At 49.8% G+C, this 23,063-nt stretch carries 26 protein-coding genes; 25 read left to right on the forward strand and 1 reads right to left on the reverse strand.

Features of this window, described 5'->3' with window-relative positions:
• The first annotated feature begins 93 nt into the window (after nt 1-93).
• The 15 genes from ACLIN2_RS13200 to aroH all read left to right on the forward strand — a co-directional run bounded on the left by ACLIN2_RS13200 (nt 94) and on the right by aroH (nt 11,277).
• Nucleotides 94-786, forward strand: a complete 693-nt coding sequence (locus ACLIN2_RS13200) for a lytic transglycosylase domain-containing protein (protein WP_122961373.1) — start codon at nt 94-96, stop codon at nt 784-786.
• Nucleotides 787-825: 39 nt separating this feature from the next.
• On the forward strand, nt 826-1,056 hold the full coding sequence (gene mtrB / locus ACLIN2_RS13205) for a trp RNA-binding attenuation protein MtrB (RefSeq protein ID WP_092272128.1): 231 nt from the start codon (nt 826-828) through the stop codon (nt 1,054-1,056).
• 73 nt (nt 1,057-1,129) lie between these two features.
• Nucleotides 1,130-1,645, forward strand: coding sequence for a hypothetical protein (locus tag ACLIN2_RS13210; RefSeq protein WP_411504239.1), 516 nt, complete (start codon nt 1,130-1,132; stop codon nt 1,643-1,645).
• A 119-nt stretch (nt 1,646-1,764) separates the two neighbouring features.
• Nucleotides 1,765-2,601, forward strand: a complete 837-nt coding sequence (locus tag ACLIN2_RS13215; RefSeq protein ID WP_092272135.1) for a heptaprenyl diphosphate synthase component 1 — start codon at nt 1,765-1,767, stop codon at nt 2,599-2,601.
• Nucleotides 2,602-2,606: 5 nt separating this feature from the next.
• Nucleotides 2,607-3,326 carry a demethylmenaquinone methyltransferase gene (locus ACLIN2_RS13220; protein WP_092272139.1) on the forward strand — a complete coding sequence of 240 codons (720 nt, stop codon included), beginning with the start codon at nt 2,607-2,609 and terminating at the stop codon, nt 3,324-3,326.
• Between the two features lie 96 nt (nt 3,327-3,422).
• Nucleotides 3,423-4,292: a UbiA-like polyprenyltransferase gene (locus ACLIN2_RS13225; protein WP_092272143.1), complete on the forward strand. Its 870-nt coding sequence runs from the start codon at nt 3,423-3,425 to the stop codon at nt 4,290-4,292.
• On the forward strand, nt 4,289-4,885 hold the full coding sequence (locus ACLIN2_RS13230) for a UbiX family flavin prenyltransferase (protein WP_092272146.1): 597 nt from the start codon (nt 4,289-4,291) through the stop codon (nt 4,883-4,885). Before ACLIN2_RS13225 ends, ACLIN2_RS13230 begins: the two co-directional genes overlap by 4 nt.
• A gap of 4 nt (nt 4,886-4,889) precedes the next feature.
• On the forward strand, nt 4,890-5,753 hold the full coding sequence (locus ACLIN2_RS13235) for a menaquinone biosynthesis protein (protein ID WP_092272149.1): 864 nt from the start codon (nt 4,890-4,892) through the stop codon (nt 5,751-5,753).
• 9 nt (nt 5,754-5,762) lie between these two features.
• Nucleotides 5,763-6,728 carry a polyprenyl synthetase family protein gene (locus ACLIN2_RS13240; protein ID WP_092272152.1) on the forward strand — a complete coding sequence of 322 codons (966 nt, stop codon included), beginning with the start codon at nt 5,763-5,765 and terminating at the stop codon, nt 6,726-6,728.
• A gap of 103 nt (nt 6,729-6,831) precedes the next feature.
• Complete coding sequence (gene ndk, locus ACLIN2_RS13245) at nt 6,832-7,275, forward strand: nucleoside-diphosphate kinase (protein ID WP_400582032.1); 444 nt, start codon at nt 6,832-6,834, stop codon at nt 7,273-7,275.
• Between the two features lie 133 nt (nt 7,276-7,408).
• The gene (locus ACLIN2_RS13250) at nt 7,409-8,182 is read left to right on the forward strand and encodes a CheR family methyltransferase (protein ID WP_092272159.1); all 774 of its coding nucleotides are present in this window, start codon (nt 7,409-7,411) and stop codon (nt 8,180-8,182) included.
• 81 nt (nt 8,183-8,263) lie between these two features.
• Nucleotides 8,264-8,431, forward strand: a complete 168-nt coding sequence (locus tag ACLIN2_RS13255; protein WP_170184360.1) for a hypothetical protein — start codon at nt 8,264-8,266, stop codon at nt 8,429-8,431.
• A 205-nt stretch (nt 8,432-8,636) separates the two neighbouring features.
• Complete coding sequence (gene aroC / locus ACLIN2_RS13260; protein WP_092272162.1) at nt 8,637-9,800, forward strand: chorismate synthase; 1,164 nt, start codon at nt 8,637-8,639, stop codon at nt 9,798-9,800.
• Nucleotides 9,800-10,900 (forward strand): 3-dehydroquinate synthase, encoded by a 1,101-nt coding sequence (gene aroB, locus ACLIN2_RS13265; protein ID WP_411504240.1) that lies wholly within the window; start codon nt 9,800-9,802, stop codon nt 10,898-10,900. Before aroC ends, aroB begins: the two co-directional genes overlap by 1 nt.
• A gap of 2 nt (nt 10,901-10,902) precedes the next feature.
• Nucleotides 10,903-11,277, forward strand: a complete 375-nt coding sequence (gene aroH / locus ACLIN2_RS13270; protein ID WP_092272168.1) for a chorismate mutase — start codon at nt 10,903-10,905, stop codon at nt 11,275-11,277.
• A 67-nt stretch (nt 11,278-11,344) separates the two neighbouring features.
• Here the strand turns inward: aroH and ACLIN2_RS13275 are convergent, their stop codons facing one another.
• Nucleotides 11,345-11,611, reverse strand: coding sequence for a hypothetical protein (locus ACLIN2_RS13275; protein ID WP_411504241.1), 267 nt, complete (start codon nt 11,609-11,611; stop codon nt 11,345-11,347).
• Between the two features lie 122 nt (nt 11,612-11,733).
• On the opposite strand from ACLIN2_RS13275, the gene trpE reads away from it, so the two are divergent.
• The 10 genes from trpE (at nt 11,734) to ACLIN2_RS13325 (ending at nt 22,935) form a co-directional block, all read left to right on the forward strand.
• Complete coding sequence (gene trpE, locus ACLIN2_RS13280; RefSeq protein ID WP_411504242.1) at nt 11,734-13,248, forward strand: anthranilate synthase component I; 1,515 nt, start codon at nt 11,734-11,736, stop codon at nt 13,246-13,248.
• Nucleotides 13,242-14,267 (forward strand): anthranilate phosphoribosyltransferase, encoded by a 1,026-nt coding sequence (gene trpD / locus ACLIN2_RS13285; RefSeq protein ID WP_122923061.1) that lies wholly within the window; start codon nt 13,242-13,244, stop codon nt 14,265-14,267. The genes trpE and trpD overlap by 7 nt, the downstream gene beginning before the upstream one ends.
• Nucleotides 14,257-15,066, forward strand: a complete 810-nt coding sequence (gene trpC / locus ACLIN2_RS13290; protein WP_411504243.1) for an indole-3-glycerol phosphate synthase TrpC — start codon at nt 14,257-14,259, stop codon at nt 15,064-15,066. Before trpD ends, trpC begins: the two co-directional genes overlap by 11 nt.
• Nucleotides 15,063-15,698 (forward strand): phosphoribosylanthranilate isomerase, encoded by a 636-nt coding sequence (locus ACLIN2_RS13295; protein WP_400582029.1) that lies wholly within the window; start codon nt 15,063-15,065, stop codon nt 15,696-15,698. Before trpC ends, ACLIN2_RS13295 begins: the two co-directional genes overlap by 4 nt.
• Nucleotides 15,695-16,924, forward strand: a complete 1,230-nt coding sequence (trpB, locus tag ACLIN2_RS13300; RefSeq protein WP_092272179.1) for a tryptophan synthase subunit beta — start codon at nt 15,695-15,697, stop codon at nt 16,922-16,924. Before ACLIN2_RS13295 ends, trpB begins: the two co-directional genes overlap by 4 nt.
• Nucleotides 16,924-17,742 (forward strand): tryptophan synthase subunit alpha, encoded by an 819-nt coding sequence (gene trpA, locus ACLIN2_RS13305; protein WP_328211344.1) that lies wholly within the window; start codon nt 16,924-16,926, stop codon nt 17,740-17,742. Before trpB ends, trpA begins: the two co-directional genes overlap by 1 nt.
• Before the next feature lie 29 nt (nt 17,743-17,771).
• A complete protein-coding gene (gene hisC / locus ACLIN2_RS13310) occupies nt 17,772-18,866 on the forward strand; it encodes a histidinol-phosphate transaminase (RefSeq protein WP_122961381.1) in 1,095 nt (364 codons plus the stop codon).
• Nucleotides 18,867-18,935: 69 nt separating this feature from the next.
• Nucleotides 18,936-20,039, forward strand: coding sequence for a prephenate dehydrogenase (locus tag ACLIN2_RS13315; RefSeq protein WP_092272188.1), 1,104 nt, complete (start codon nt 18,936-18,938; stop codon nt 20,037-20,039).
• Nucleotides 20,040-20,147: 108 nt separating this feature from the next.
• Nucleotides 20,148-21,428 carry a 3-phosphoshikimate 1-carboxyvinyltransferase gene (gene aroA / locus ACLIN2_RS13320; RefSeq protein WP_400582028.1) on the forward strand — a complete coding sequence of 427 codons (1,281 nt, stop codon included), beginning with the start codon at nt 20,148-20,150 and terminating at the stop codon, nt 21,426-21,428.
• A gap of 388 nt (nt 21,429-21,816) precedes the next feature.
• Nucleotides 21,817-22,935, forward strand: a complete 1,119-nt coding sequence (locus ACLIN2_RS13325; RefSeq protein ID WP_411504244.1) for an amidohydrolase family protein — start codon at nt 21,817-21,819, stop codon at nt 22,933-22,935.
• Nucleotides 22,936-23,063 lie beyond the last annotated feature (128 nt).

The raw sequence follows: 23,063 nt of genomic DNA on the forward strand, positions 1-23,063 counted from the left end.
GTTTTTCAAGATGATACCAATTTCACTATTGGCTTCCTGTTCTTTCTTTTCTATAATAAGAGGGAGACAAGCAAGGAAAGGTTGTTAGTAGTTATGAATGTACCCGTATCGCTTCAGCCCTATTTGAACCAGCTTTCCTATGGCACAAATACTGCTCAGGCAGCTCTTCCATCCGTGGATGACGGCCTGTTTTCTGATGTACTTCAAGCGCAGCTCGCTTCGGGTCAGCGTGTTATTACAGCAGAAGAGATTATTGCCGAGCTGGACGGTTCGCCAGAATGGAATTTTGCGCAGAGACTAGAAGAGGTAGACACGAATTCATCTGCGGCAAATACGACAGTAGGTGGACGAGCTTCCAATCTCCCGACTTCCGCTCTTTTAGAAAAGATTGATCGCATGGCGCGTTCGATCGGTGTAGACAATGACCTCATTCGTGAAGTGGTACGAGCAGAGTCCAATTTCAACCCAACGGCGGTTTCGCAGGCGGGTGCCAAAGGACTGATGCAGCTGATGGACCAGACGGCAAAAGCGATGAAGGTCCGTGACGTATACAACCCGGATGAAAATCTGGCAGGTGGAACCAAGTACTTGAAAAGTCTCTTGGATCGCTACGATGGCAATGTGAAAGTAGCCTTGGCAGCGTATAATGCCGGCCCGGGTCGCATCGGACGATTGGGTATCGACAACGATGCGGAGCTGGAGGAGAAATATAGCCAGTTGCCGCAGGAAACGCAGCGCTATGTGGAAAAAATCATGAACAGATTGCAGGCTGACCGGACATCATAGTAGTCAATGACACATAACGCTTGGCAAGGAGGATAAACAGTGTCACAACCAACCGTGTTCAATCAAGATTATTTCGTAGTAAAGGCGAAAGAAAACGGGGTCCACGTCATCGGGCTCACTCGGGGATCCGATACTCGTTTTCATCACACGGAAAAGCTCGATAAAGGCGAGGTCATGATTTTTCAATTTACCGAGCATACTTCCGCAATTAAAGTACGTGGAAAAGCGGTTATTTACTCTCAACACGGAACGATCGACACGACTGAATAAGCTGTACGTTTTGTGCAAAAGCAGGCATAGCCTGCTTTTTTTGTTTGTACAATGATGGAGAGGAGGGATGTCTATGCCACGTAGACTGTTTGCGGCCATCGCTGTTTCTGCCTTTTTGGCTCTGATGCTGTCACTTGTCCCGAACACAGGGTGGAAACGGATGGATGTTCCGACTTTCCAAGCTTCCCGTCCGATTCATCTAAGCGAGCAAAATGCATTGGATTTGTTTACAAGCATGACAACACATTATAATATTAAGCGTATAAAATGGGATAACCCGTCGCTTTATGTCGATTTGGCGGTGAAGCCCTCTGATAAGGTTGAGCTTTCCCATGTATATCAGGACTTTTACAGCTTGACTCACGAGCTGTTCACACTCACGGATAATGTCAAACAGGTGTACTTTCGCGTGCTGGAGGAAAGAGACACTCCGAAAGAGTCGAGACTTCTCGTTGCCATTGAGTCGAATGGGACAGACGCGGATGCATTTGACAAGCCGCTCGAGGCGCAGATGGACGTGGAGCAATACGTCAGAGATTCTTTTCCGGTTCGAATCGATCCGTATTTTTACGAGAGAATTAGTCCCTGATGATAGAAGTATGGTATGATAGCAAGGACGGCCATTTGACCGGGTAGTACAGATAGACCGATCGTGTACGGAACACATCAGACATCATCAGGTTGTGCACAGCTTGTGGAGGAGGACGCATGAGCAAAGAACATACCCCATACGTAGAAGAAGTTCGAGTGATCATCGAACAGATCTACAAGAGAAGTACCCACTCCTATGTAGAACATTATGTAGACGTTCCTTCCATGGCGGAGAATCGTCTCGCCCTTTTGTACCTGTTTTTGATGGAACAAGGGATGACCAAGGAACGCTCGATGATTTTCTGCACAGCGACTGGGCTTGTCCAATTAGGCTTGGACATTCACGAGTACGTGAAAAATGATTATGAACGGACACAAAGTGACGAGCGTAATCGGCAGTTAACTGTTCTAGCAGGAGATTTTTACAGTGCTCGCTATTATGCCCTACTGGCAGAAGCTAGTGAGATCGAGGCGATCCAAGTCTTGTCTGGAGCCGTGCAGCGAGTAAACGAGGCGAAGATGAAGCTGTACTTGGCAGGCAAGGACAGCAGACTCCCATCAGCTGAAGAATATTGGGAGCTGCGAAATACGATCGACACGGGATTGTACGTCGCCGTAGTACAAGCGTATGCTGGCACGGATGAGAAGCGTCGTTTCTGGACGAATCTCATGAAAGAGACGGCAAAAGTAGAGAGTGTCATTGGAGAATGGGAACAGTTGAAATGGCAAGAACAAGTACCTTTTGGTTTTGCCCGTTTTTTGCTGCAAAAACCAGGAACGACGATCTCACAGGTCATGTCCGGTATTGAGCAAAAAGCACTTGAGATGATTGGTCTGTGCGAGCAAATGGTGCGAACGCTGCATCCTGTGGAAACCCGCAATATGCTTGCAACCATGACGGCCCGTTACTCCCACCGGATCAACCGCCTGAAACGGGTTATTGAGGAGATGTAGTCTACGTGAACCAAGCCCAGATGAAAGAGAAGGCAGAATACGTTCATTCCGTTTTCGAAAGCATTGCGGATGAATACGACAAAATGAACAATGTCATCAGCTTTGGAAGCCATGTGGCATGGCGGAACTACACGATGAAGCAGATGAACATCCAGCCCGGACAAAAAGCGATAGATGTTGCATGCGGAACGGCTGACTGGACCATTACACTCGCGCAGGCAGTGGGGAAAGAAGGCAGTGTAGTCGGGCTCGACTTTAGCCAGAACATGCTCGATGTCGGTGCGTACAAGGTGGCCCAAAAAGGCGTAGGAAATAACGTACAGCTCGTCAACGGCGATGCGATGCAGCTTCCTTATGAAGATAATACGTTTGACTATGCGACAATCGGGTTTGCGCTCCGAAATGTACCGGATGTCCAGACCGTTTTAAATGAGATGGCACGTGTGGTGAAGCCGGGTGGTAAAGTCGTTTCACTAGAGGTGTCCAAGCCTCCGTTTATACCTTATCGCAAGCTCTTTTACTTTTATTTCTACAATATTTTGCCACTGGTGGCGAAGTGGACAGTAAACAAGTACGAGCAATACGCGTGGCTGCCAAAGTCATTGACCAACTTTCCAGACAGCCGTGAGCTTGCCAAGATGTTTCAACAAGCTGGACTTGATCCAGTACAAGTCAAGCTTTTCATGGGTGGAGTAGCAGCCCTGCACATCGGTACCAAGCCATAGCGGATTCTTTTGGCCGCCTACCTGCGGGAGCAACGTTTGAAGCGCTGACCGGGTAGGTTGCTTTCGGTATTTTTTCAGTGATGGGAAGTGTATTACATGAGTCTTCGTAAATTGAAAATTATTCTGGAAATGATTAAGTTTGAGCACTCGCTTTTTGCACTGCCGTTCGCTTTTATGGGCGCGGTTTTGGGGAATATTGTTATAGAAAAAGCATGGCCGACCTGGATGGAAATCTTTTGGGTAACAGTTGCCATGGTAGGGGCTCGCAGTGCGGCGATGTCCTTAAACCGAGTTATTGACCGTCTCATTGATGCGAAAAATCCGCGGACAGCGAACCGAGCGATTCCCGCAGGCTTGATTTCCATTGTGGAAGTCACTCTGTTTATCGTCGTCTCCTTCGCAGTGCTTTTCATTGCCGCGTTCCAATTAAACGATTTGGCTGTGAAGCTGCTGCCACTCGCAGTATTCGTATTGGTTTTGTATTCTTATACGAAACGCTTTACTTGGCTGTGCCATTTTGTGCTGGGGGTTGCCATTGGTTTTGGTCCGCTGGGTGGCTGGGTGGCTACGACAGGACAGGTTGACGGGATTGGACTTCTCTTGTTCGCATCTGTGCTCTTTTGGACAGCTGGATTTGATATTATTTATGCTTGCCAGGACAGTGAATTCGACCGAAAAGAAGGGCTGTTCTCGATGCCGAGCCGTTTTGGTGTGGCGAATGCCTTGATGGTCGCGCGTATTTGTCACGTGATTACTTTTGTGGGGCTCATGTCCTTGTATGTGGTAGCTGACCTGTCGATCTGGTTCTTGATCGGCGTCTTGATCTCCGGCGCGATTTTGATCTATGAGCACAGCCTGGTCAAGCCTACGGATTTGTCCAAGCTGGACGTAGCCTTTTTCAATATGAACGGGATTTTGAGTGTGGTCATGTTTGCCTTTACAATGATTGATCTGGTGATTTCATGAGTGAACAGAAATGGGCTGTCGGGATAACAGGAGCGAGTGGTGCTATTTATGGCGTTCGACTGGTGCAGGAACTGCTGTCAGCTGGACATACCGTGCATCTCATCATCACGGAAGCTGGCTGGCAAGTCTTTCATGACGAGCTCGATTGGGTGACGGATGACCGTGAAGGCCTGCTGCGGGATAAGCTGCAGCAGGATTTTCCCGGGCAGCTCCATTACTGGGGCCTTCGTGATTTTAATTGCCCGGCTGCCAGTGGTTCTTACAAATGTGACGGGATGATCGTCGTTCCTTGCTCAATGGGTACCGTTTCAGGAATTGCACATGGGGCATCTGGAAACCTGCTGGAGAGAGTAGCAGATGTGATGATCAAAGAAGGGCGCAGGCTGGTTCTCGTGCCGCGTGAAACACCGCTGAATGCCATTCATTTGGAAAACATGCTACAATTAAGCAGGCTGGGTGTAAAAATCCTGCCAGCGATGCCTGGCTACTATCAGAAGCCGCAAACTATGGATGATCTCATCAACTTCGTCGTAGGAAAAGCTTTGGATGCACTGGATGTACCACACTCGCTGTTTCGGCGTTGGGGGGAATAGAAGCATGCAAAAGTCCTTGCGAATTGGACAGATCTTGTATACAAATGTACTCCCGGTCTATTTTTACTTTCAGCAGGAGCGTTTTGAGGATCAGATCGAATTTATCCGGCAAGTACCCGCTACACTAAATCAGGCGATGGCACGCGGAGAAATCGATTTGGGTCCAATCTCTTCCTTTAGCTACGCAGAGCATGCCTCCCGCTATGTGGCACTAGCAGATTTGTCTGTCAGTGCCAATGGGAGAGTAGGCTCCCTTTTCTTATTTAGCAAAAAGCCGATTGAACAGCTGAATGGTGCAAAGATTGCATTGACGAACACGTCAGCGACGACAGTCAATTTGTTGAAGATCATTCTGTCTAAGTTTTACGATTATGAGATTTCTTACGTTACACAGGAGCCGATACTTGCTGACATGCTGCGCGAAGCAGATGCTGCTTTGTTGATCGGTGACGACGCGATTCAGGCAGTGAGACGCGGCGGCGACCTCCACGTGTATGATCTGGGAGAGCTGTGGCATCAGTTCACCGGATACTCAATGACCTTTGCGATCTGGGCTGTGCGAAAAGAGGTCCTGGCCGAGCAAAGTGAACTGCTTGCTGAAGTGCATAACTCTTTTCTTGCGAGCAAGAGAAAGACAAGGGAAAATCCAGCCCCGCTCATTGACTATGTCCACACCCACTTTGGTGGCGACAAGCAAGAATGGGCTCAATATTTTCAAGGTTTACAGCACGATTTCGGCGACGTACAGCGGATTGGACTTTTGTATTACTACCGATGCGCAGCGGAGCTGGGACTTCTACCGGCACCGGCAACCGTCGACCTTTGGCAGGCTGGTGGACGGCAGACCAATACTACGTTGACGAGATAGGTGGAACGGATGAACCTGGTCGATATTTATTTTAAAATGAAAAAGGACGTCCAGTATATTGAAGACGAGCTGGAAAAATCGATTGATACAGATATGCGAGAGCTGAATCAATCTGCTACTCATCTTCTCAAGGCAGGAGGAAAGCGGATTCGTCCGGTTTTTGTCCTGCTCGGAGGAAAATGGGGAAACTACGATGTCAAACGTTTGAAGCATGTAGCTGTTCCTTTGGAGCTGATTCACATGGCTTCGCTTGTTCACGATGATGTCATTGACGATGCTGACAAGCGTCGCGGAAAAGATACGGTTCGGATGAAATGGGACAATAAAGTGGCTATGTACGCTGGCGACTATATTTTTGCCCGTGCCTTGGCTATCGCGGCTGAGCTGCCCATCCCACAGCTGCATCAAATATTGTCTAATGCAATGGTGGAGCTGTGCAAAGGGGAAATTGAGCAAGTTAAGGATCTCAAGAACTGGGATCAAAATTTTCGCACGTACTTGCGTCGGATCAAACGGAAGACAGCATTGTTGATCGCAATCAGCTGCCAACTCGGGGCTGTGGCAAGCGGTGCAAGTGAGGAATTGATCCGGAAAATGTACTGGTACGGCTACAATGTCGGTATGGCCTTTCAGATTACGGATGATATTCTTGATTTTACAGGAACAGAAAAGCAGCTTGGGAAACCTGCAGGTAGTGATCTTGTGAACGGCAACATTACGTTGCCTGCCCTCTATACCGCTCACTTCGGTCGCACGCGGGATCGCTTTCAAACGTGGATGAAAGAAGAGACGTTTTGGGATCATGTCGATGAAGCGATTCATCTGATCCGTTCAGACGAAGGCATTGCTTTTTCGCAGCAGCTTGCAGAGCGGTACATTGCGCGAGCGCATGCCATATTAAGGGATTTACCTAACAACCAAGCCAAGACTTCTTTGTCCGGCATCGCCGATTTTATTATTGAACGCAAATTTTAATGAATTTTAACCGAGTGGCTGTTGCTTGACCACTATTCTTTTGATAAAATTTTCGTTGGTGTAACGTGCACCAATACATAGCTCTAATGGAGGCATACTTACAATGGAAAAAACGTTCCTTATGGTAAAACCTGATGGCGTACAACGTAACCTGATCGGGGAAATCGTTTCCCGTTTTGAGAAAAAAGGATACCAACTGGTTGGCGCGAAGCTGATGGTTGTTAGCCGCGAACTGGCTGAAGAACATTATGCAGAGCATAAAGAGCGTCCTTTCTTCGGCGAACTGGTAGACTTCATCACTTCCGGTCCTGTATTCGCTATGGTATGGCAAGGTAACAACGTAATCACAACTGCTCGTGCAATGATGGGCAAAACCAACCCAGTTGATGCTGCTTCCGGTACAATCCGTGGCGACTTCGCTACTTCCGTTGGTATGAACATCATCCACGGTTCTGACTCCCCACAGAGCGCTGAGCGTGAAATCGGTCTGTGGTTCTCCGCTGAGGAAGTTCTTTCCTTCGAAAAAACAATCCAACGCTGGATCTAAGAATGAAATGCAGAAAAACCCCGAGCTCGGGGTTTTTTTCGTTATTTTGACAAATATCCCCACGTATTTGATAGGGTTTTCTCGAATTTTGGCGAATGTATAGAAGGTAAGCTGTCAAAGGGGGAGCGTTCCCATGGAAGATAAGGACTTTCTTCAATTTATTGCAAACATCAAAAAAATGACCGGAATTGACCTTGCCCTCTACAAAGAAGCACAGATGAAGCGCAGGTTGACATCTCTACGGGTAAAACGAGGATATGATACGTTTACGCATTATTTTGATGCGATATCCAAAGACAAGACGTTGTTCTATGAGTTTTTGGATCGTATGACAATTAACGTATCCGAATTTTTCCGCAATCCTGGAAGATGGGAAGTGCTAGAAAACAAGATCCTTCCGCGCTTGACCAAGCAATCGCCCCGGATCAAGTGCTGGAGCGCTGCCTGTTCGACGGGGGAAGAGCCGTATACGCTGTCGCTCATTCTGCTGCGAAAAAAACTAGCGGCCACTGTGCTTGCATCCGATATCGATGAAGGTGCATTAGCAAAGGCAAAGCAAGGTGTCTATACGGACCGTTCCTTGCAGGATTGCCCGAAGGATTTGATCACGAAGTATTTTACGAAAGACGCGCTGAGCTATCGGGTTACGGATGAGGTGAAGAATCTCGTAACCTTTAAAAAGCATAATTTGCTTGCGGATACGTTTGATACACAGTTTGACCTGATCATTTGCCGGAATGTCATGATTTATTTTACGGAAGAAGCGAAACACGAGCTGTATCAAAAATTCAGCCGTGCCTTGAAGCCGGGCGGAGTACTGTTCGTAGGCAGCACGGAGCAAATTTTCCAACCGCAACAATACCAGCTGGAGACAGAAGATACATTCTTTTATCGCAAAATGGGATGATTTGAGTGCCGCTGCTTGTATATCTCTGCCCTTTTTTCCCAAGACTAGAATTATCGACATGTATATTCTGGGGGGCAGCAGATGGATAAATACAAAGTCATTGAGGCATATCGCCGGGGTCTGATCACTCTGCAAGAGTGCGGACAAATACTCGGTGCGGAAAAGCAGCAGCTAGACGATTTATTGCGAGCGGATCACTCCCGTCATTCTTTGGGGTCCAATCCTTTTTTGATGGTAGATCATTTCTGAACAGCGCCAAGACGTCCAGCAGCGCTTCTCCTAAAGGGAGAGGCGTTTTTCCTGTAAAAGGGGAGAATCTGTAATCGTTTATGACTTTGGTATTTCCACCGAGTACTAGGTATGATATTATAGCGCTTAAAAGTGATAAAGGACAGCATCCCGTTTGCTTAGGGAAAAAGGGATCGGGCTGCCTGGAGGATGGAGGAAGCTAGTAATGCGTTACTTGACAGCAGGAGAGTCTCATGGGCCGCAGTTGACTGCGATTATTGAGGGTGTGCCAAGCAATCTGCCGATTTCCATTGAGGCGATCAATGAGCAGTTGGCTCGTCGTCAAAAAGGACATGGCCGTGGCAGAAGAATGCAAATTGAAAAGGACCAGGTGAAAATTCTTTCCGGTGTTCGTCATGGCTATACAACAGGAGCTCCGATTACGCTGGTCGTGGAAAATAAGGATTGGACACATTGGCAAGGAATCATGAGTGCAGAACCGGTGGAAGAGGGAGCAGAGGAAAAACGTCGTGTATCCCGTCCACGTCCGGGCCATGCGGATTTAAATGGCGCGATCAAATATCATCAGCGGGATATGCGCAATATTCTGGAACGTTCCAGCGCTCGTGAAACGACGATTCGCGTAGCAGTAGGAGCTGTCGCTCGCGAGCTGCTCGCAGCGTTTGGAATCCGCGTAGGCGGACAAGTCCTGCAAATTAATGACATCATTGCAAAACGGGAGTATGTGAGTCTCGACGAATTGATTGCTCGAACAGAGGAATCGCCGGTTCGTTGCCTTGATAAGGAAGCTGAAGTGAAAATGATGGCTGCGATCGATAAAGCCAAAGAGGATGGCGATTCTCTCGGTGGGATCGTTGAGGTAATCGTAGAAGGCGTGCCAATTGGTCTGGGAACACATGTACAATGGGATCGCAAGCTGGACGGACGTCTGGCACAAGCCATCATGAGCATTCAAGCTTTTAAAGGGGTAGAAATCGGTATCGGATTTGAAGCGGCTGGTCTTCCAGGATCGCAGGTCCATGATGAAATCGAATGGAATGAAGAGACGGGCTACAGCCGAAAATCCAATCGCGCAGGCGGCTTGGAAGGCGGTATGACAACGGGTATGCCGGTAGTGGTTCGCGGTGTGATGAAGCCGATTCCTACGCTTTACAAGCCGCTCATGAGCGTTGACATCGATTCCCGAGAAGCGTTTTCCGCGAGCATTGAGCGTTCGGACAGCTGTGCGGTTCCAGCAGCGAGTGTCGTAGCCGAAGCAGTTGTGGCATGGGAAATTGCCAATGCGATGTGTGATAAATTCCCTTCCGACTCGATGGACGACATGGTGGAAAACGTTCGTCAATACCGGGCTTACACGGAGAAATTCTAATGAAACACGAGACTCTGACTGTAGAATTGGGCGAGCGATCCTATCCGATTGTTATTGGAGAAGGTCTTTTGCAGCATGCACCGAAGCTGCTGCAGGAGGCTGGCATTTCTTCGAAGAGTCAGCTGCTGATTGTAACAGATGAACACGTGGCAAAGAATTATTTGGAGCCGCTGCGTGAAGTCTTGGCAACGGAAGGCTACCGTACGACTGCGAGTGTGATTGCTGCGGGTGAGCAATCCAAAAGCTTGAGCGTCTACGACCGAATTATGACAGAAGCCATTCAGGCAGGTCTCGATCGCAAGTCAGCTGTGCTGGCGCTGGGCGGTGGTGTTGTCGGTGATTTAGCAGGTTTTGTCGCAGCTACCTATATGCGCGGAATCGACTTTGTTCAGCTGCCTACTACGCTTCTGGCTCATGACAGCTCGGTAGGGGGCAAGGTTGCCATCAATCACCCCCTCGGGAAGAACCTGATCGGTGCCTTCCATCAGCCGCGCGTGGTCATCTACGATACATCTGCTCTGCATACGCTTCCGAAAAGGGAAGTAGCAGCTGGCTTTGCTGAGGTAGTCAAGCATGGGCTTATCTCGGATGAAGCCTTTGTCGATTGGCTGAAGGAGAATGCAGACCGTTTGTGGGAGCTCGATTCTGAATTGTTGGCAAAAGCGATTCACAGAGGCTGTGCGGTGAAAGCGGCGATCGTGTCAGAGGATGAAACAGAGCAAGGGAAGCGGGCCTTACTTAATTTGGGCCATACATTTGGGCATGCGTTTGAGGCATTGAGCGCTTATTCCGCGCTGAACCACGGAGAAGCCATCGCGATTGGGATGTGTATCGCAGCCAAAGTGGCAGAACGGGTAGGAATTGCGGAGAAGGGCGTATGTGAACAGACAGAGCGCGTGCTGAGCCTGTACCATCTCCCGACAAAATGGCCAGCAGGTCTCACGCCGGAAGCGGTGCTGGAAGCGATGAAGCGGGATAAAAAGACCGTTGGCGGCAAGCTCGCTCTTGTTTTGCCACGGGCAATCGGCCATGTAGAACTAATTAAAGACATCGACGAAGAAATCATCTTGACAGTGATGCGAGAAGAAGTGGAGGCGTAATCATGGGAGTGCGAGGAGTCAGAGGAGCCATTACAGTAGAGGTCGACACACGTGAAGAGATCGTGTCCTCCACCAAATGGCTGTTGGAAGAAATGGTCAGCAAAAATGAGATTGCAGCAGAAGACATAGCAAGTATTATCATTACCACGACAGAAGATGTAAGTGCTACCTTCCCTGCGCAGGCTGCACGCTTGCTTGAGGGCGATGGATGGCAATACGTTCCGCTGATGTGCGCGCGCGAAATTCCTGTTCCAGGCGGTCTGCCTATGTGTGTGCGTGTCATGATGCATGTGAACACGGACAAGCAAGCAAAAGATATTCAACACGTATTTTTGCGGGATGCGGTTAAACTACGCCCCGATCTGACAAATCGATAGTTGACATTCTGGGCGCTCTCTTTTACGATAAGTGAAACGAGAGCGTCTCGTTTTCCGGATTGATGAATTACCGGCTGAGAGCAGAGCAAGTAGAGCAGAGTTGAGATGAGTTAGGTTGAGGAGAGAAGAGCAGGCTGGGTATATTTTTTGCGCCCATTCCAGTGCTCGCACTGGTTTTTTTATTATCCCAATGCTTTGTAAGCATAACAGGATAGTAGGTGGGCAGCTGATCATTCACCTGTGCCAGAAGCTTGGCAATTTCAAGTTTATTATGAAAACTCCACTCAGGATTTTCATAAGGCTTGAACGTGGTCTCAAAACGGCCACCAAACAACGGGCAGTCTCGTTGTTTGTATAGAAATTCTCCCCCTACCTCTCGCTCTAGTTAGCGGGCAGGGAAGAGCACGGATCAAAATTCCGTCCCGTTCTTTCCCCCGAAAAAGGAGATGAGAGTCCATGTATTTCCCCACTTTAGCCGAGGTCCAATCCCTTTCGGCTTCGTATTCTTTAATTCCCGTGAGCATGACCTTGTTAGCTGACCATGAGACACCCATTCGTTTGTACCAAAAGGTTCGCCAAAGTGACTCGTTCCTTCTTGAGAGTGTGGAAGGCGGAGCGAGATGGGCACGTTTTTCCTTCATCGGGATGAATCCTTTTCAGATCGTCGAAGCAAAGGAAGAAGAAATTACCGTGCTGCGCCGTAATGGAGAGCGTACGTCCCTCCAAGGGAATCCGGTTCAGTACCTCCGTGAAGAATTGGATCGTTTCAAAAGCCCTAAGCTGCCTCGTTTCCCACGGCTTAGTGGTGGAGCTGTAGGGTTTTTCGGCTACAATACACTACGTTATTTTGAAAATCTTCCAGCCCATCGACAAGAGCGCTTGGCTGTTCCGGATATGCGTTTTCTGTTTGTGGATGAAATGATTGCCTTTGACCATCTGAAGCAAGAAATCCAGCTGATTGTAAACCTGCATGTCGAGACGGGAGATACACCAGCCGTCATTGCCGAAAAATACGAGCAAGTCTGTGAACGCCTTGAACAGCTGGCTGCGAAAGTAAGTGAGCCCCTTCAGGCAGACCGCCGTATCCAGGTAGCTGAACAAGAGCCGACACCTCTCACTGTGGAACCCAATATGAGTCGCGAGAAGTACGAGCAAATCGTGGAGCAGGCAAAAGAATACATTGCCGCGGGCGATATTTTCCAAGTGGTGTTATCCCAGCGATTCTCCGTGAAAACAGATGTGGATCCTTTTGCGGTCTATCGATTGCTGCGTACGCTAAACCCTTCTCCGTACATGTACTACCTCGAGTATGAAGGGGAAACAGTAGTTGGGACTTCACCGGAGCTGCTGGTACGGGTCGAGGATGAAAAAGTAGAAATGCGGCCGATCGCGGGTACGCGCAAAAGAGGAGCTACTCCACAAGAAGACGAACTGCTGGCGGCAGATTTGCTAGCGGACAACAAGGAGAGAGCCGAGCACTACATGCTGCTCGATCTCGGACGAAACGATGTGGGGAAAGTGTCCGCCTACGGTAGTGTCAAAGTAGAGGAAGCCCTGGTAATCGAAAACTACTCCCATGTCATGCACATGGTGTCGCACGTGACAGGCAGGCTTCGGGAAGATCTGCATCCATTTGACGCACTGCTTTCCGCTTTTCCAGCAGGTACGGTATCGGGCTCTCCCAAGCTTCGAGCGATGGAAATTATCGCAGAGCTGGAACCGGATGCCCGCCACTTGTATGCAGGGGCGATCGGGTACATTTCCTTTGACGGTTCGCTGGATAGCTGCATTACGATCCGCACGCTGTTTTTCCAGGATGGATACGCACACGTGCAGGCCGGAGCAGGGATTGTCGCTGACTCTGTACCTGCGAATGAGTATCAGGAGACTGTCAACAAGGCAGCAGCTATGATTTCCGCACTCGAAAAAGCGGAGCAGCTGTTTTCGCGCAAGGAGGAATTGTCATGCTAACGCAAGCACTCGAGCAGATCCTGCAAGGCAAGCATTTGGATACCGCTGTTGCCGAGGAAGCCATGGGAGAGATTATGGACGGCAAAGCGACTCCTGCCCAGATCGGGGCTTTTCTCGCCAGCCTTCGCTTGAAAGGTGAGCAGGTAGAAGAAATTCTCGGCTTCGCCAAAGCGATGAGAGCACGCGCTACGACGTTTCCGATCGAGCTTCCGGGCTTGGTGGATACGTGTGGAACAGGCGGCGATGGCAGTCATACCTTTAACATTTCCACGGCGAGTGCTTTCGTCGCAGCGAGCGACGGGGTTCGCATCGCCAAGCATGGCAATCGTGCCGTATCCAGTAAAAGTGGGAGTGCAGATGTGCTCGAAGCACTGGATGTTCCGGTCAATCTAACTCCGAAAAATGCGGCAGACTGCCTGCGTGCAACGAATCTGTGCTTCCTGTTTGCGCCGCTGTATCACCAAGCGATGAAGCATGCGGCTGGACCACGCAAGGAGCTGGCTGTTCGCACCGTGTTCAACCTGCTCGGTCCCTTGACGAATCCAGCCAATGCCAGTCATCAGCTGATGGGTGTTTATGATGCCAAGCTGCTTCCGACGATCGCTTCCGTTCTTGCTCAATTGGATGTCAAACGAGCGCTGGTCGTAGCAGGAGAAGACGGCTTGGACGAACTGACAGTAACCGGAATCAGCCATGTGGCAGAGCTGCGCGATGGCAAAATCACTACCTATGAAATACAGCCTGAGCAATTCGGATTGCGGCGCTATGAAAAAGATGCCTTGCGCGGTGGAGATGCAACGGAAAACGCGGCCATCATCCACGATGTTTTTGCAGGGAAACGCGGAGCGCCTCGCGATATCGTTTTGCTGAACGCAGGAGCGATCCTGTACCTGGCAGATCGGGTGAGCTCGATTGAAGCAGGCGTGATCCGCGCCGCTGAACTGATTGACGACGGACTCGTGATGAATAAGCTCGAGCAAGTCCGACAGATTGCAGGAGGAATGATTCATGCTTCGTAAAATTGTCGAGAAAAAACGGGAAGAAGTTAGCCGCCTGCACATAGAGAACACAATGGCCGGCCTGCTTTCAGCTGCAAAATCCGTAGAAGCGCCGCGAGGTTTCCGCAAAGCATTGGAAACAAGCACAAGATCTGTCAGTGTCATTGCTGAAGTGAAGAAAGCCTCCCCATCGAAAGGACTGATCCGTCCTGACTTTGAGCCAGTGACCATCGCCAAAGCATATCAAGCGGCGCAGGCAGAGTGTCTCTCTGTATTAACCGATGAATCCTTTTTCCAGGGAAGCCTGACTTATCTGCAGACGATCCACGAGGCAATCGATCGACCTTTATTGCGCAAGGACTTTCTTATCGATGAAATGCAAGTCGTAGAAGCCCGGGCAGCAGGAGCAGATGCCATCCTGCTGATTGCGGCCATTCTCGAGGGATCACAGCTGCGTCATTTGTACCAGACAGCAGAAGAGCTGGGCCTGGATGTACTGGTGGAAGTGCATGATCGCCGAGAGACCGAGATGGTGCTAAGGCACATCACTCCCACGCTATTGGGGATTAACAACCGCAACCTCCATACGTTCCAAACGGATCTGGCAGTGACACATGAAGTGATTGCCGAGATCCCGTCCTCGATCACAGTCGTCAGCGAGAGCGGTATTTCAGCTCCAGCGGATATCGAAAACGTGAGGAAGGCTGGGGCGAGAGCAGTCCTAGTAGGCGAGCATTTCATGCGACAGTCCGATGTGACGAAAGCCGTGATTTCCTTGGTTGGCGAAACGAATGGTGCGAAGTCGGGGGTGATCCTGTGACGCGCGTCAAAATATGTGGCATAAAACGGGTGGAGACGCTTGCTCTCTTAAAAAAGCTGGACGTTGATTACGTAGGCTTCGTTTTTGCCCAAAGCAAGCGTCAGGTAGATGGCCAAACAGTCAAATCCTTGCTGAGTCAGATCCCTGAACATCCACCAGCTGTCGGCGTGTTCGTCAATCCCACTCTTCAGGAATTGGATGACCTTCTCGCGGACGTACCGTTAGCTGTTATTCAGCTACATGGTCAGGAGACGCCAGAGTACTGCCAGCAGGTCAAAGCACGTTATTCTCTCCCTGTTTGGAAAGCATTGGCGGTTGGCGGAGAGGAAGATGCCGCAGCAGAAATCGCACGTTACGCCGGTTCCGTTGACGCGTACCTGTTCGATACGTACGATCCGAGCCAGGCAGGAGGGACGGGCAAACGTTTTTCTTGGGAGCAGATCCCGCAGCTACAGGAGGCTTGCCAGGAAAAAACGTGCATCATCGCTGGCGGGATCAATACGGAAAATGTATCGGAGCTCATTAACCGTTATCAAGCAGAGATGATTGATGTATCAAGTGGAGTCGAAACAGACGGCGAAAAGGATGCCGAGAAAATAAAAACACTGGTGGAGAGGGTGAAAGGCGCATGAAGCAAGCAACGACAACTACGCGAATCGTGCCAGACGAAAAAGGACGCTTTGGAGCGTTTGGAGGAAAGTTTGTACCGGAAACGCTGATGAACGCGCTGACCGAGCTGGAGGCTGCTTTTGAGGAAGCGACCCAGGATCCGGCTTTTTGCGGGGAACTAAATCATTTGCTGAGCGAGTATGCAGGCCGACCAACGCCACTCACGTATGCCGAGCGTTTGACAGAAGAGCTGGGTGGAGCCCGTATTTACCTCAAGCGGGAAGACCTGAATCATACAGGAGCACACAAGCTGAATAATGCACTGGGTCAAGGACTTTTGGCTAAGCGTATGGGGAAGACCTCGATTATTGCAGAAACAGGAGCGGGTCAGCACGGAGTGGCAAGTGCGACTGTCGCTGCGAAATTGGGTCTTTCCTGCAAGGTATTCATGGGGGAAGAAGACATTCGCCGTCAATCCTTGAACGTTTTCCGCATGAAGCTCTTGGGGGCGGAGGTGATCCCGGCGGTTTCGGGTTCTCGCACGTTGAAGGATGCGACGAATGAGGCGATTCGTTACTGGGTTTCCAATGTAGAAGAGACGTTTTATGTGATCGGTTCTGTCGTAGGTCCGCATCCTTATCCATACATCGTTCGTGAGTTCCAAAAGATTATCGGAGAAGAAACGCGTGCCCAAATTCTGAAAATGCTCGGAAGACTTCCAGATGAAGTAATCGCGTGTGTAGGCGGTGGCAGCAATGCGATCGGGATGTTCTACCCGTTTATTTCGGACGAAGCGGTTGCCCTTCGAGGGGTGGAAGCTGCTGGGCAAGGTGTTGACACGGACAAACATGCGGCGACCTTGAGCCTTGGTCGTCCCGGAGTAATCCATGGTTCCTTGACGTATCTGCTGCAGGATGAGCATGGACAAGTACAGGAAGCCCACTCGATCTCGGCAGGTTTGGATTACCCAGGGGTAGGTCCGGAGCACGCGTATCTAAAAGACAGTGGCCGCGTGACCTATACGTCCGTTACCGATGCTGAGGCACTGGAGGCAGTACAGCTTCTCTGCCGAACAGAAGGAATTATCCCTGCTCTGGAGAGTGCCCATGCCATTGCGGAAGCGATCAAGAGAGCACCGCAAATGTCCAAAGAGGAAATTCTTGTCATTTGCCTGTCTGGTCGGGGAGACAAGGACGTATTGACGATCCAGGATGCGCTGGAGCAAACCGCAGAGGGAGGCGAGCAATAATGACAGCAGCCGTAAACCGTATTGACCGATTGTTCGAAGATCGCAGCCGCAAACGCTTCATTCCGTTTATCACAGTAGGGGATCCTACGCTGGAAGCCACTTATCAGCTAGCACAAGCGATGGTAGAAGCGGGAGCAGACCTGATCGAGCTGGGCATTCCGTACTCGGACCCGCTGGCAGATGGGCCAACCATTCAACGCGCCTCGCAACGGGCACTGGCAAATAACATCTCGATCATCGATGCCTTGCAGCTCGTGAAAAGATTGCGTGATTCCGGCATGGAAGCATCTCTGGTCCTGTTCTCGTACTTTAATCCCGTCCTTCAATATGGTGTGGAGCGATTCTTTGCGGATCTGGCTACCTATGGGGCAGATGGCGTCGTGATTCCTGATTTGCCGATCGAGGAGAACGGACCTGCAGTCGAGGCGGCGAAAAAGAACGGAATTCACGTCATTTCCTTGGTGGCACCTACCTCAGAATCGCGCATTCAAACGATCGGGGAGCAAGCCACTGGTTTTCTGTATTGCGTGTCGTCCCTGGGAGTAACAGGAGCTCGCGCCAGCCTGCGGGAGGACTTGTCTGATTTCCTCAGCAGAGTAAAGGCGAGCACGAAGGTTCCAACGGCTGTTGGCTTCGGCATCTCGACTCCCGAGCAGGTCAAAGCAGTGGCGCCACATACGGATGGTGTGATCGTCGGGAGCGCCATCGTCCTCGAAATCGAGCGACACGAGGAGCAATTGAGAGATCCAGCGCAATCCGAAGAGGCTGTCGCAAAAATAAAAACCTTTGTACAACAGTTAGCCAGTGCGTTACAATAATCACTAAAAAGGTCTGGAGTGAAATGTAGATGCAACCGAAGCAACGAATTTTGAATGCGCCAGTATACCAACCCGGCAAACCGATCGATGATGTCAAACGGGAATACGGGTTGACTGAAGTCATCAAGCTGGCGTCTAACGAAAACCCGTATGGTTCATCGCCAAAAGCAAAAGAGGCAATCGTTGCTCATTTGGACAATTTGGCTTTGTATCCGGACGGTGCAAGCCTGAATCTGCGTTGGGATTTGGCTGAATTCCTCGGAGTAAAACCGGGTCAGTTGATTTTCGGAAATGGATCAGATGAAAGTCTGCTGATGATCTCTCGCGCGTATTTGAGCGAAGGTACGAATACCGTGATGGCATCGCCGACTTTTTCACAATATCGCTCCAATGCTATTATTGAAGGTGCTGAGCTGATCGAAGTTCCTTTGAAAAATGGCGTTCACGATCTCGAAGCAATGGCTGCGGCTATTAACGAACAGACGCGCGTTGTGTGGGTGTGCAACCCGAACAACCCATCCGGTACGATCGTAACGACAACGGAACTGGAAGCCTTCTTGAAGAAAGTTCCGAAAGACGTGCTCGTTGTTTTGGACGAAGCGTATTACGAGTACGTGGTAGATCCAGAATATCCGAAAACCATTCCGATGCTGGCGGAATACCCAAACCTGATCATCCTGCGCACATTCTCCAAAATTTACGGACTGGCTACCATGCGTGTGGGCTACGGAATTGCATCCGAAGAGCTCGTCTCTCAACTGGAGCATGTTCGTGAGCCGTTTAACACAGGAGCATTGGGCCAAGTGGCAGCGCGTGCCGCTCTTCACGATCAAGACTTCGTGAAAAAATGCCGCGAGCTCAACCGTGAAGGCATGAAGCAATACACGGATGCCTTTGAAGAATGGGGTCTTGACTACTTCCCGTCTCAAACAAACTTTATTCTGGTGAACCTGAATCAAGATTCGGACGAAGTATTCAAGAAGTTTTTGAGCAAGGGGATCATTCTCCGCTCCGGGAATGCACTTGGCCATCCAGGCTACCAACGCATTACAATTGGTACGCCGGAGCAAAATGAGAAGGTTCTAGCCGTTCTGAAGGAAATCGTCACAGGCGCATTGAAATAATCATAGAAGATGCCGGGACACCCCCGGCATCTTTGTCTACACGCAAGCAGGAAGGATCGAGAAGTCAAAATGAAAAAAACCACCATAGCAGTACTAGGTGTTGGGCTGATTGGCGGATCAATCGCCTTGTCAATGCGTCGCGACCCCGAGATTCGGGTTGTCGGGTATGACGTGAGACAAGATCGGCTGGACAAGGCTCTGACGTCGGGCGTCATCCACGCGGGTACGACAGATTTGCAAACAGCTGTCAGAGAGGCCCACATCATTTTCTTAGCAGCACCTGTAGAACAGATATTCTCCACCCTCCGGATGCTCGATGACTTGGAGCTTCAGTCCGATGTGATTGTGACGGATGTTGGCAGTACGAAAGCAGAGATTGTACGAGAAGCGCTCAAAGTGATTCCTCCCCATGTGACCTTTATCGGGGGCCATCCAATGGCAGGATCGCATAAGTCCGGCGTAGAAGCAGCTTCGGACCGCCTCTTGGAAAACGCCTACTACGTTTTGACTCCTTCTGCGGGAACTTCCGAGCAGCAGGTCAATCGTTTAGCGGACATTTTGTCTCTGACAAGAGCAAAAGTCGTACAGATGGACCCTGAGACGCATGACCAAGTAGTAGGGGCAGTCAGTCATTTCCCTCACGTGCTTGCATCGGCACTCGTCAACCTGGTAGCAGGCTACGACGGGGATGACGGGTGGCATGCTCGGTTGGCAGCAGGGGGCTTCCGAGATATTACCCGTATCGCTTCCAGTAATCCACGAATGTGGCGAGATGTTTTGCTGCAAAACCGCGAGCCTCTATTAAAGATAGCTAAGGATTGGGCGAATGCGCTGGAAGAAGTCATGGATCTGGTCAAAGCTGGTGATGCAGATCGAATTGAGCAATTTTTCCAGACAGCGCGAGATTTTCGCGATGGGCTGCCTGAGCGTAAAGCGGGAGCGCTGCCGCCTTTATACGATTTGTATATCGATATTCCCGACCATCCAGGAGAGATCGGACGAATCACGACACTTCTGGGCGCGCGACAGATCAATATTATCAACCTGCAGATTCGGGAAACGCGTGAAGATATATACGGAGCCTTGCGTATCACGTTCCAATCGCAGTCTGAAATGGAAAAAGGCGAGGAGCTGCTTCGTTACTTCGACTACAACGTTTATAAGCGAGTGTAGGAACCGAAAGGCAGCGGGCAGTAAGCAAGGGGTATTTTACTATAATCAGACTTTACAACGAAGACGCTTCACAGCATGACTGTCATGAGAAAAAAGGGGAGTGGAACAGTGCTTCGCGTACGTCAAGCTAATACAATTCAAGGAACCGTTCGAGTTCCAGGAGATAAATCGATTTCTCACCGGGCAGTTATGTTCGGGTCTTTGGCAGAGGGCACTACTACGATCGAAGGATTTCTGCCCGGTGCGGACTGCCTTAGCACGATCAGTTGTTTTCGTCGGATGGGTATCCAGATCGAGCAGCAGGGAGATAAAGTAACCGTACACGGCAAAGGCTGGTATGGTTTGCAGGAGCCAGCGGAGCGGCTGGATGTCGGCAACTCCGGTACCACGATTCGTCTGATGTCGGGGATTATGTCCACACAGCCTTTCCACGTAGTCATGGAAGGGGACGAGTCCATCGCGAAAAGACCGATGCGTCGTGTGATTGGACCGCTGCGTCAAATGGGTGCCAAAATTGACGGAAGAAAAGACGGAGAGTTTACTCCACTGGCGATTCGCGGGGGAGACCTGCAAGGAATTGCCTACCAATCTCCTGTAGCGAGTGCTCAAGTGAAATCCGCAATTTTACTGGCTGGCTTGCAGGCAAAGGGTGTCACGAGCGTCACGGAGCCTCACTTGTCTCGTGATCATACAGAGCGCATGCTGCAAGCTTTTGGCGTACATGTCGTACGTGACGGACTTACCGTATCGGTAGAGGGTGGACAAAAGCTGAAAGGACGTGCGATTCAGGTACCAGGGGATATTTCCTCTGCAGCTTTCCTGATTGCTGCTGTGATGATGGTGCCAGGCAGTTCTCTCTTGATTGAAAACGTAGGGATCAACCCGAGCCGTACGGGAATCATTGAAGTCGTACAGCAGATGGGTGGAGACCTGGAGCTGGTAAATGAGCGCGTAGTAAATGAAGAGCCAGTGGCAGATTTACTGGTCAAGCATTCTCAGCTTCATGGCATCGAGATCGCGGGTGATATTATCCCTCGTCTGATTGATGAAATCCCTGTGATTGCAGTAATGGCCACGCAGGCAAAGGGGAAAACGGTGATTCGGGATGCCGAGGAGCTGAAGGTAAAGGAAACGGATCGGATCGCGACAGTAGTAGGTCAACTGAGTAAATTCGGTGCCAAGGTGACTCCAACGGACGATGGTATGATTATTGAAGGGGAAACAGCGCTGACAGGGGCAACGATCGACAGTATGGGAGATCATCGTATCGGGATGGCTATGGCGATTGCTGGCCTCGCAGCACGCGGTGAAACCATCATCGAAAATGAGGAAGCGATCAATGTATCCTTCCCAGGCTTCGCTGAACTGCTCGAGCAAATCAGTAAATAGAAGAGACAGGAAAAATCCGCATGGGGTCGTGCGGATTTTTTGCTTGTACAGGGCCATAAAGCAAGGTGGAGCTGCGTTTTCGAATACAGCCAAGTTTTCTGTGCAGGTAGAGAATCGTTTGAAAGCCGAACAAATCTTCCCAGTAAAAAAATATGTCTGAAGATCCTATTTTTAGCGAAAATGATTTGACAAGCGCTTACATTCCGTTTATTATAAAACTACAGTATGGTTTCTCTCCACTCCTATCCAATATAAAAAGCACAGTGGTGCTACCGTCGTTTGAATGCGCTTACATCAACGACGGTATTTTTTTGTACTTTTTTCCTGATTCGCGCATATGCTCGTACAAATTGGCATCTCGACGTGGGGATCGGGAGGAGGACGAGCAATGTCGCTGCAGGAAATGATTCTTCGTGGTGGAACAGTCGTTTCACCTTACGGGGTGCAGGAAGCTGATGTATGGATCGTAGACGGAAAAATAACGCGAGTCGCGAAAGATACCCTCCTCAAGACTACATACGGCCATTCGCCCATCGAAGTGGATGTCTCCGGGATGTATTTGCTTCCGGGCTTTATCGCCATGCCACACACTCCCTTCTATCGAATTCGAGATCGTGCTGTCTACCTAGAGAGCATGCACTCCTTGATAAAAATGGGCTGTACAAGCCTCGTTGATACCTTTTATCCCGATGCGTGGATGAACCTCGCCCAGGTCCGTTATCAGCAGACCGCTCATTTCAACAGCTTGATTGATTATGTCTGGCATGTGGGACTGGACATCAGTCAGCTGAAGCCGAAAGAGGTTTCCATGTGGCAAAAATACGGATATACGGCCCTGCAAATAACGGGACGAGCTCCAGAAGAAATTTCCAGCGTAGATTGGGAAACGATATCGCAACTTCATACGTCAAATAAATCGATTCTTCATTTACAGTTGACGACAGGCAGCGTGACAAAGGATCAAAAGGAGCGTTTGCTGAAATCCTGGCTGGAGGCGACAAAGCATTGGAAGCTGCGAACAGTTATTACCCAGTCCACTACAGAGCTGGATATGGAGGGCTATGACCCTTACTACCATCTATTTCGCTTGAAAAGGGAATGGACTGATCGAGGGATGCGCCTGCTGCACCGAAACTGGTTTCAGTCCTTGCCGTTTCTCGCGCCCTTGCATGATATTCAGATTGATTTGCGCAAGCGATGGTGGTATCATGAGGAACTGCTCTGCCTGTTAGTTCGTCTTGCTTCGACAAATGTCGCTAAAGCCATCGGGCTATACCCGAAAAAAGGGAGCTTGCTCCCGGGATCAGATGCAGATATTGTTTTCCTGAAAAAGGAAAATTGGTTGACAAAGTCTGATGTTTCCACTATTCTCAATTTTAGTGAAACGCATCTTCCAACATCTGTTATGTCGAACGGTAAGTGGATATATCGAGATTCGCGATTTTGTTCTACAGTAGGCATGGGGCGGTGGTTATTCGACACCAAACCCTACACATATGTCATTTAACCCCAAAAATGGGGGTTTTTTCGTGAAGGATTCCGGCTAACTATCGAGAAAAAGAATCGTAGAGACGCGCAACTTTTTACATCCCCAGCTGTCTAATTATGCAAAGGCAGCTAGGGATCGGAATCGCA

Source organism: Brevibacillus centrosporus (assembly GCF_046622605.1).
In the GTDB taxonomy this organism is placed as follows: Bacteria; Bacillota; Bacilli; order Brevibacillales; family Brevibacillaceae; genus Brevibacillus; species Brevibacillus centrosporus.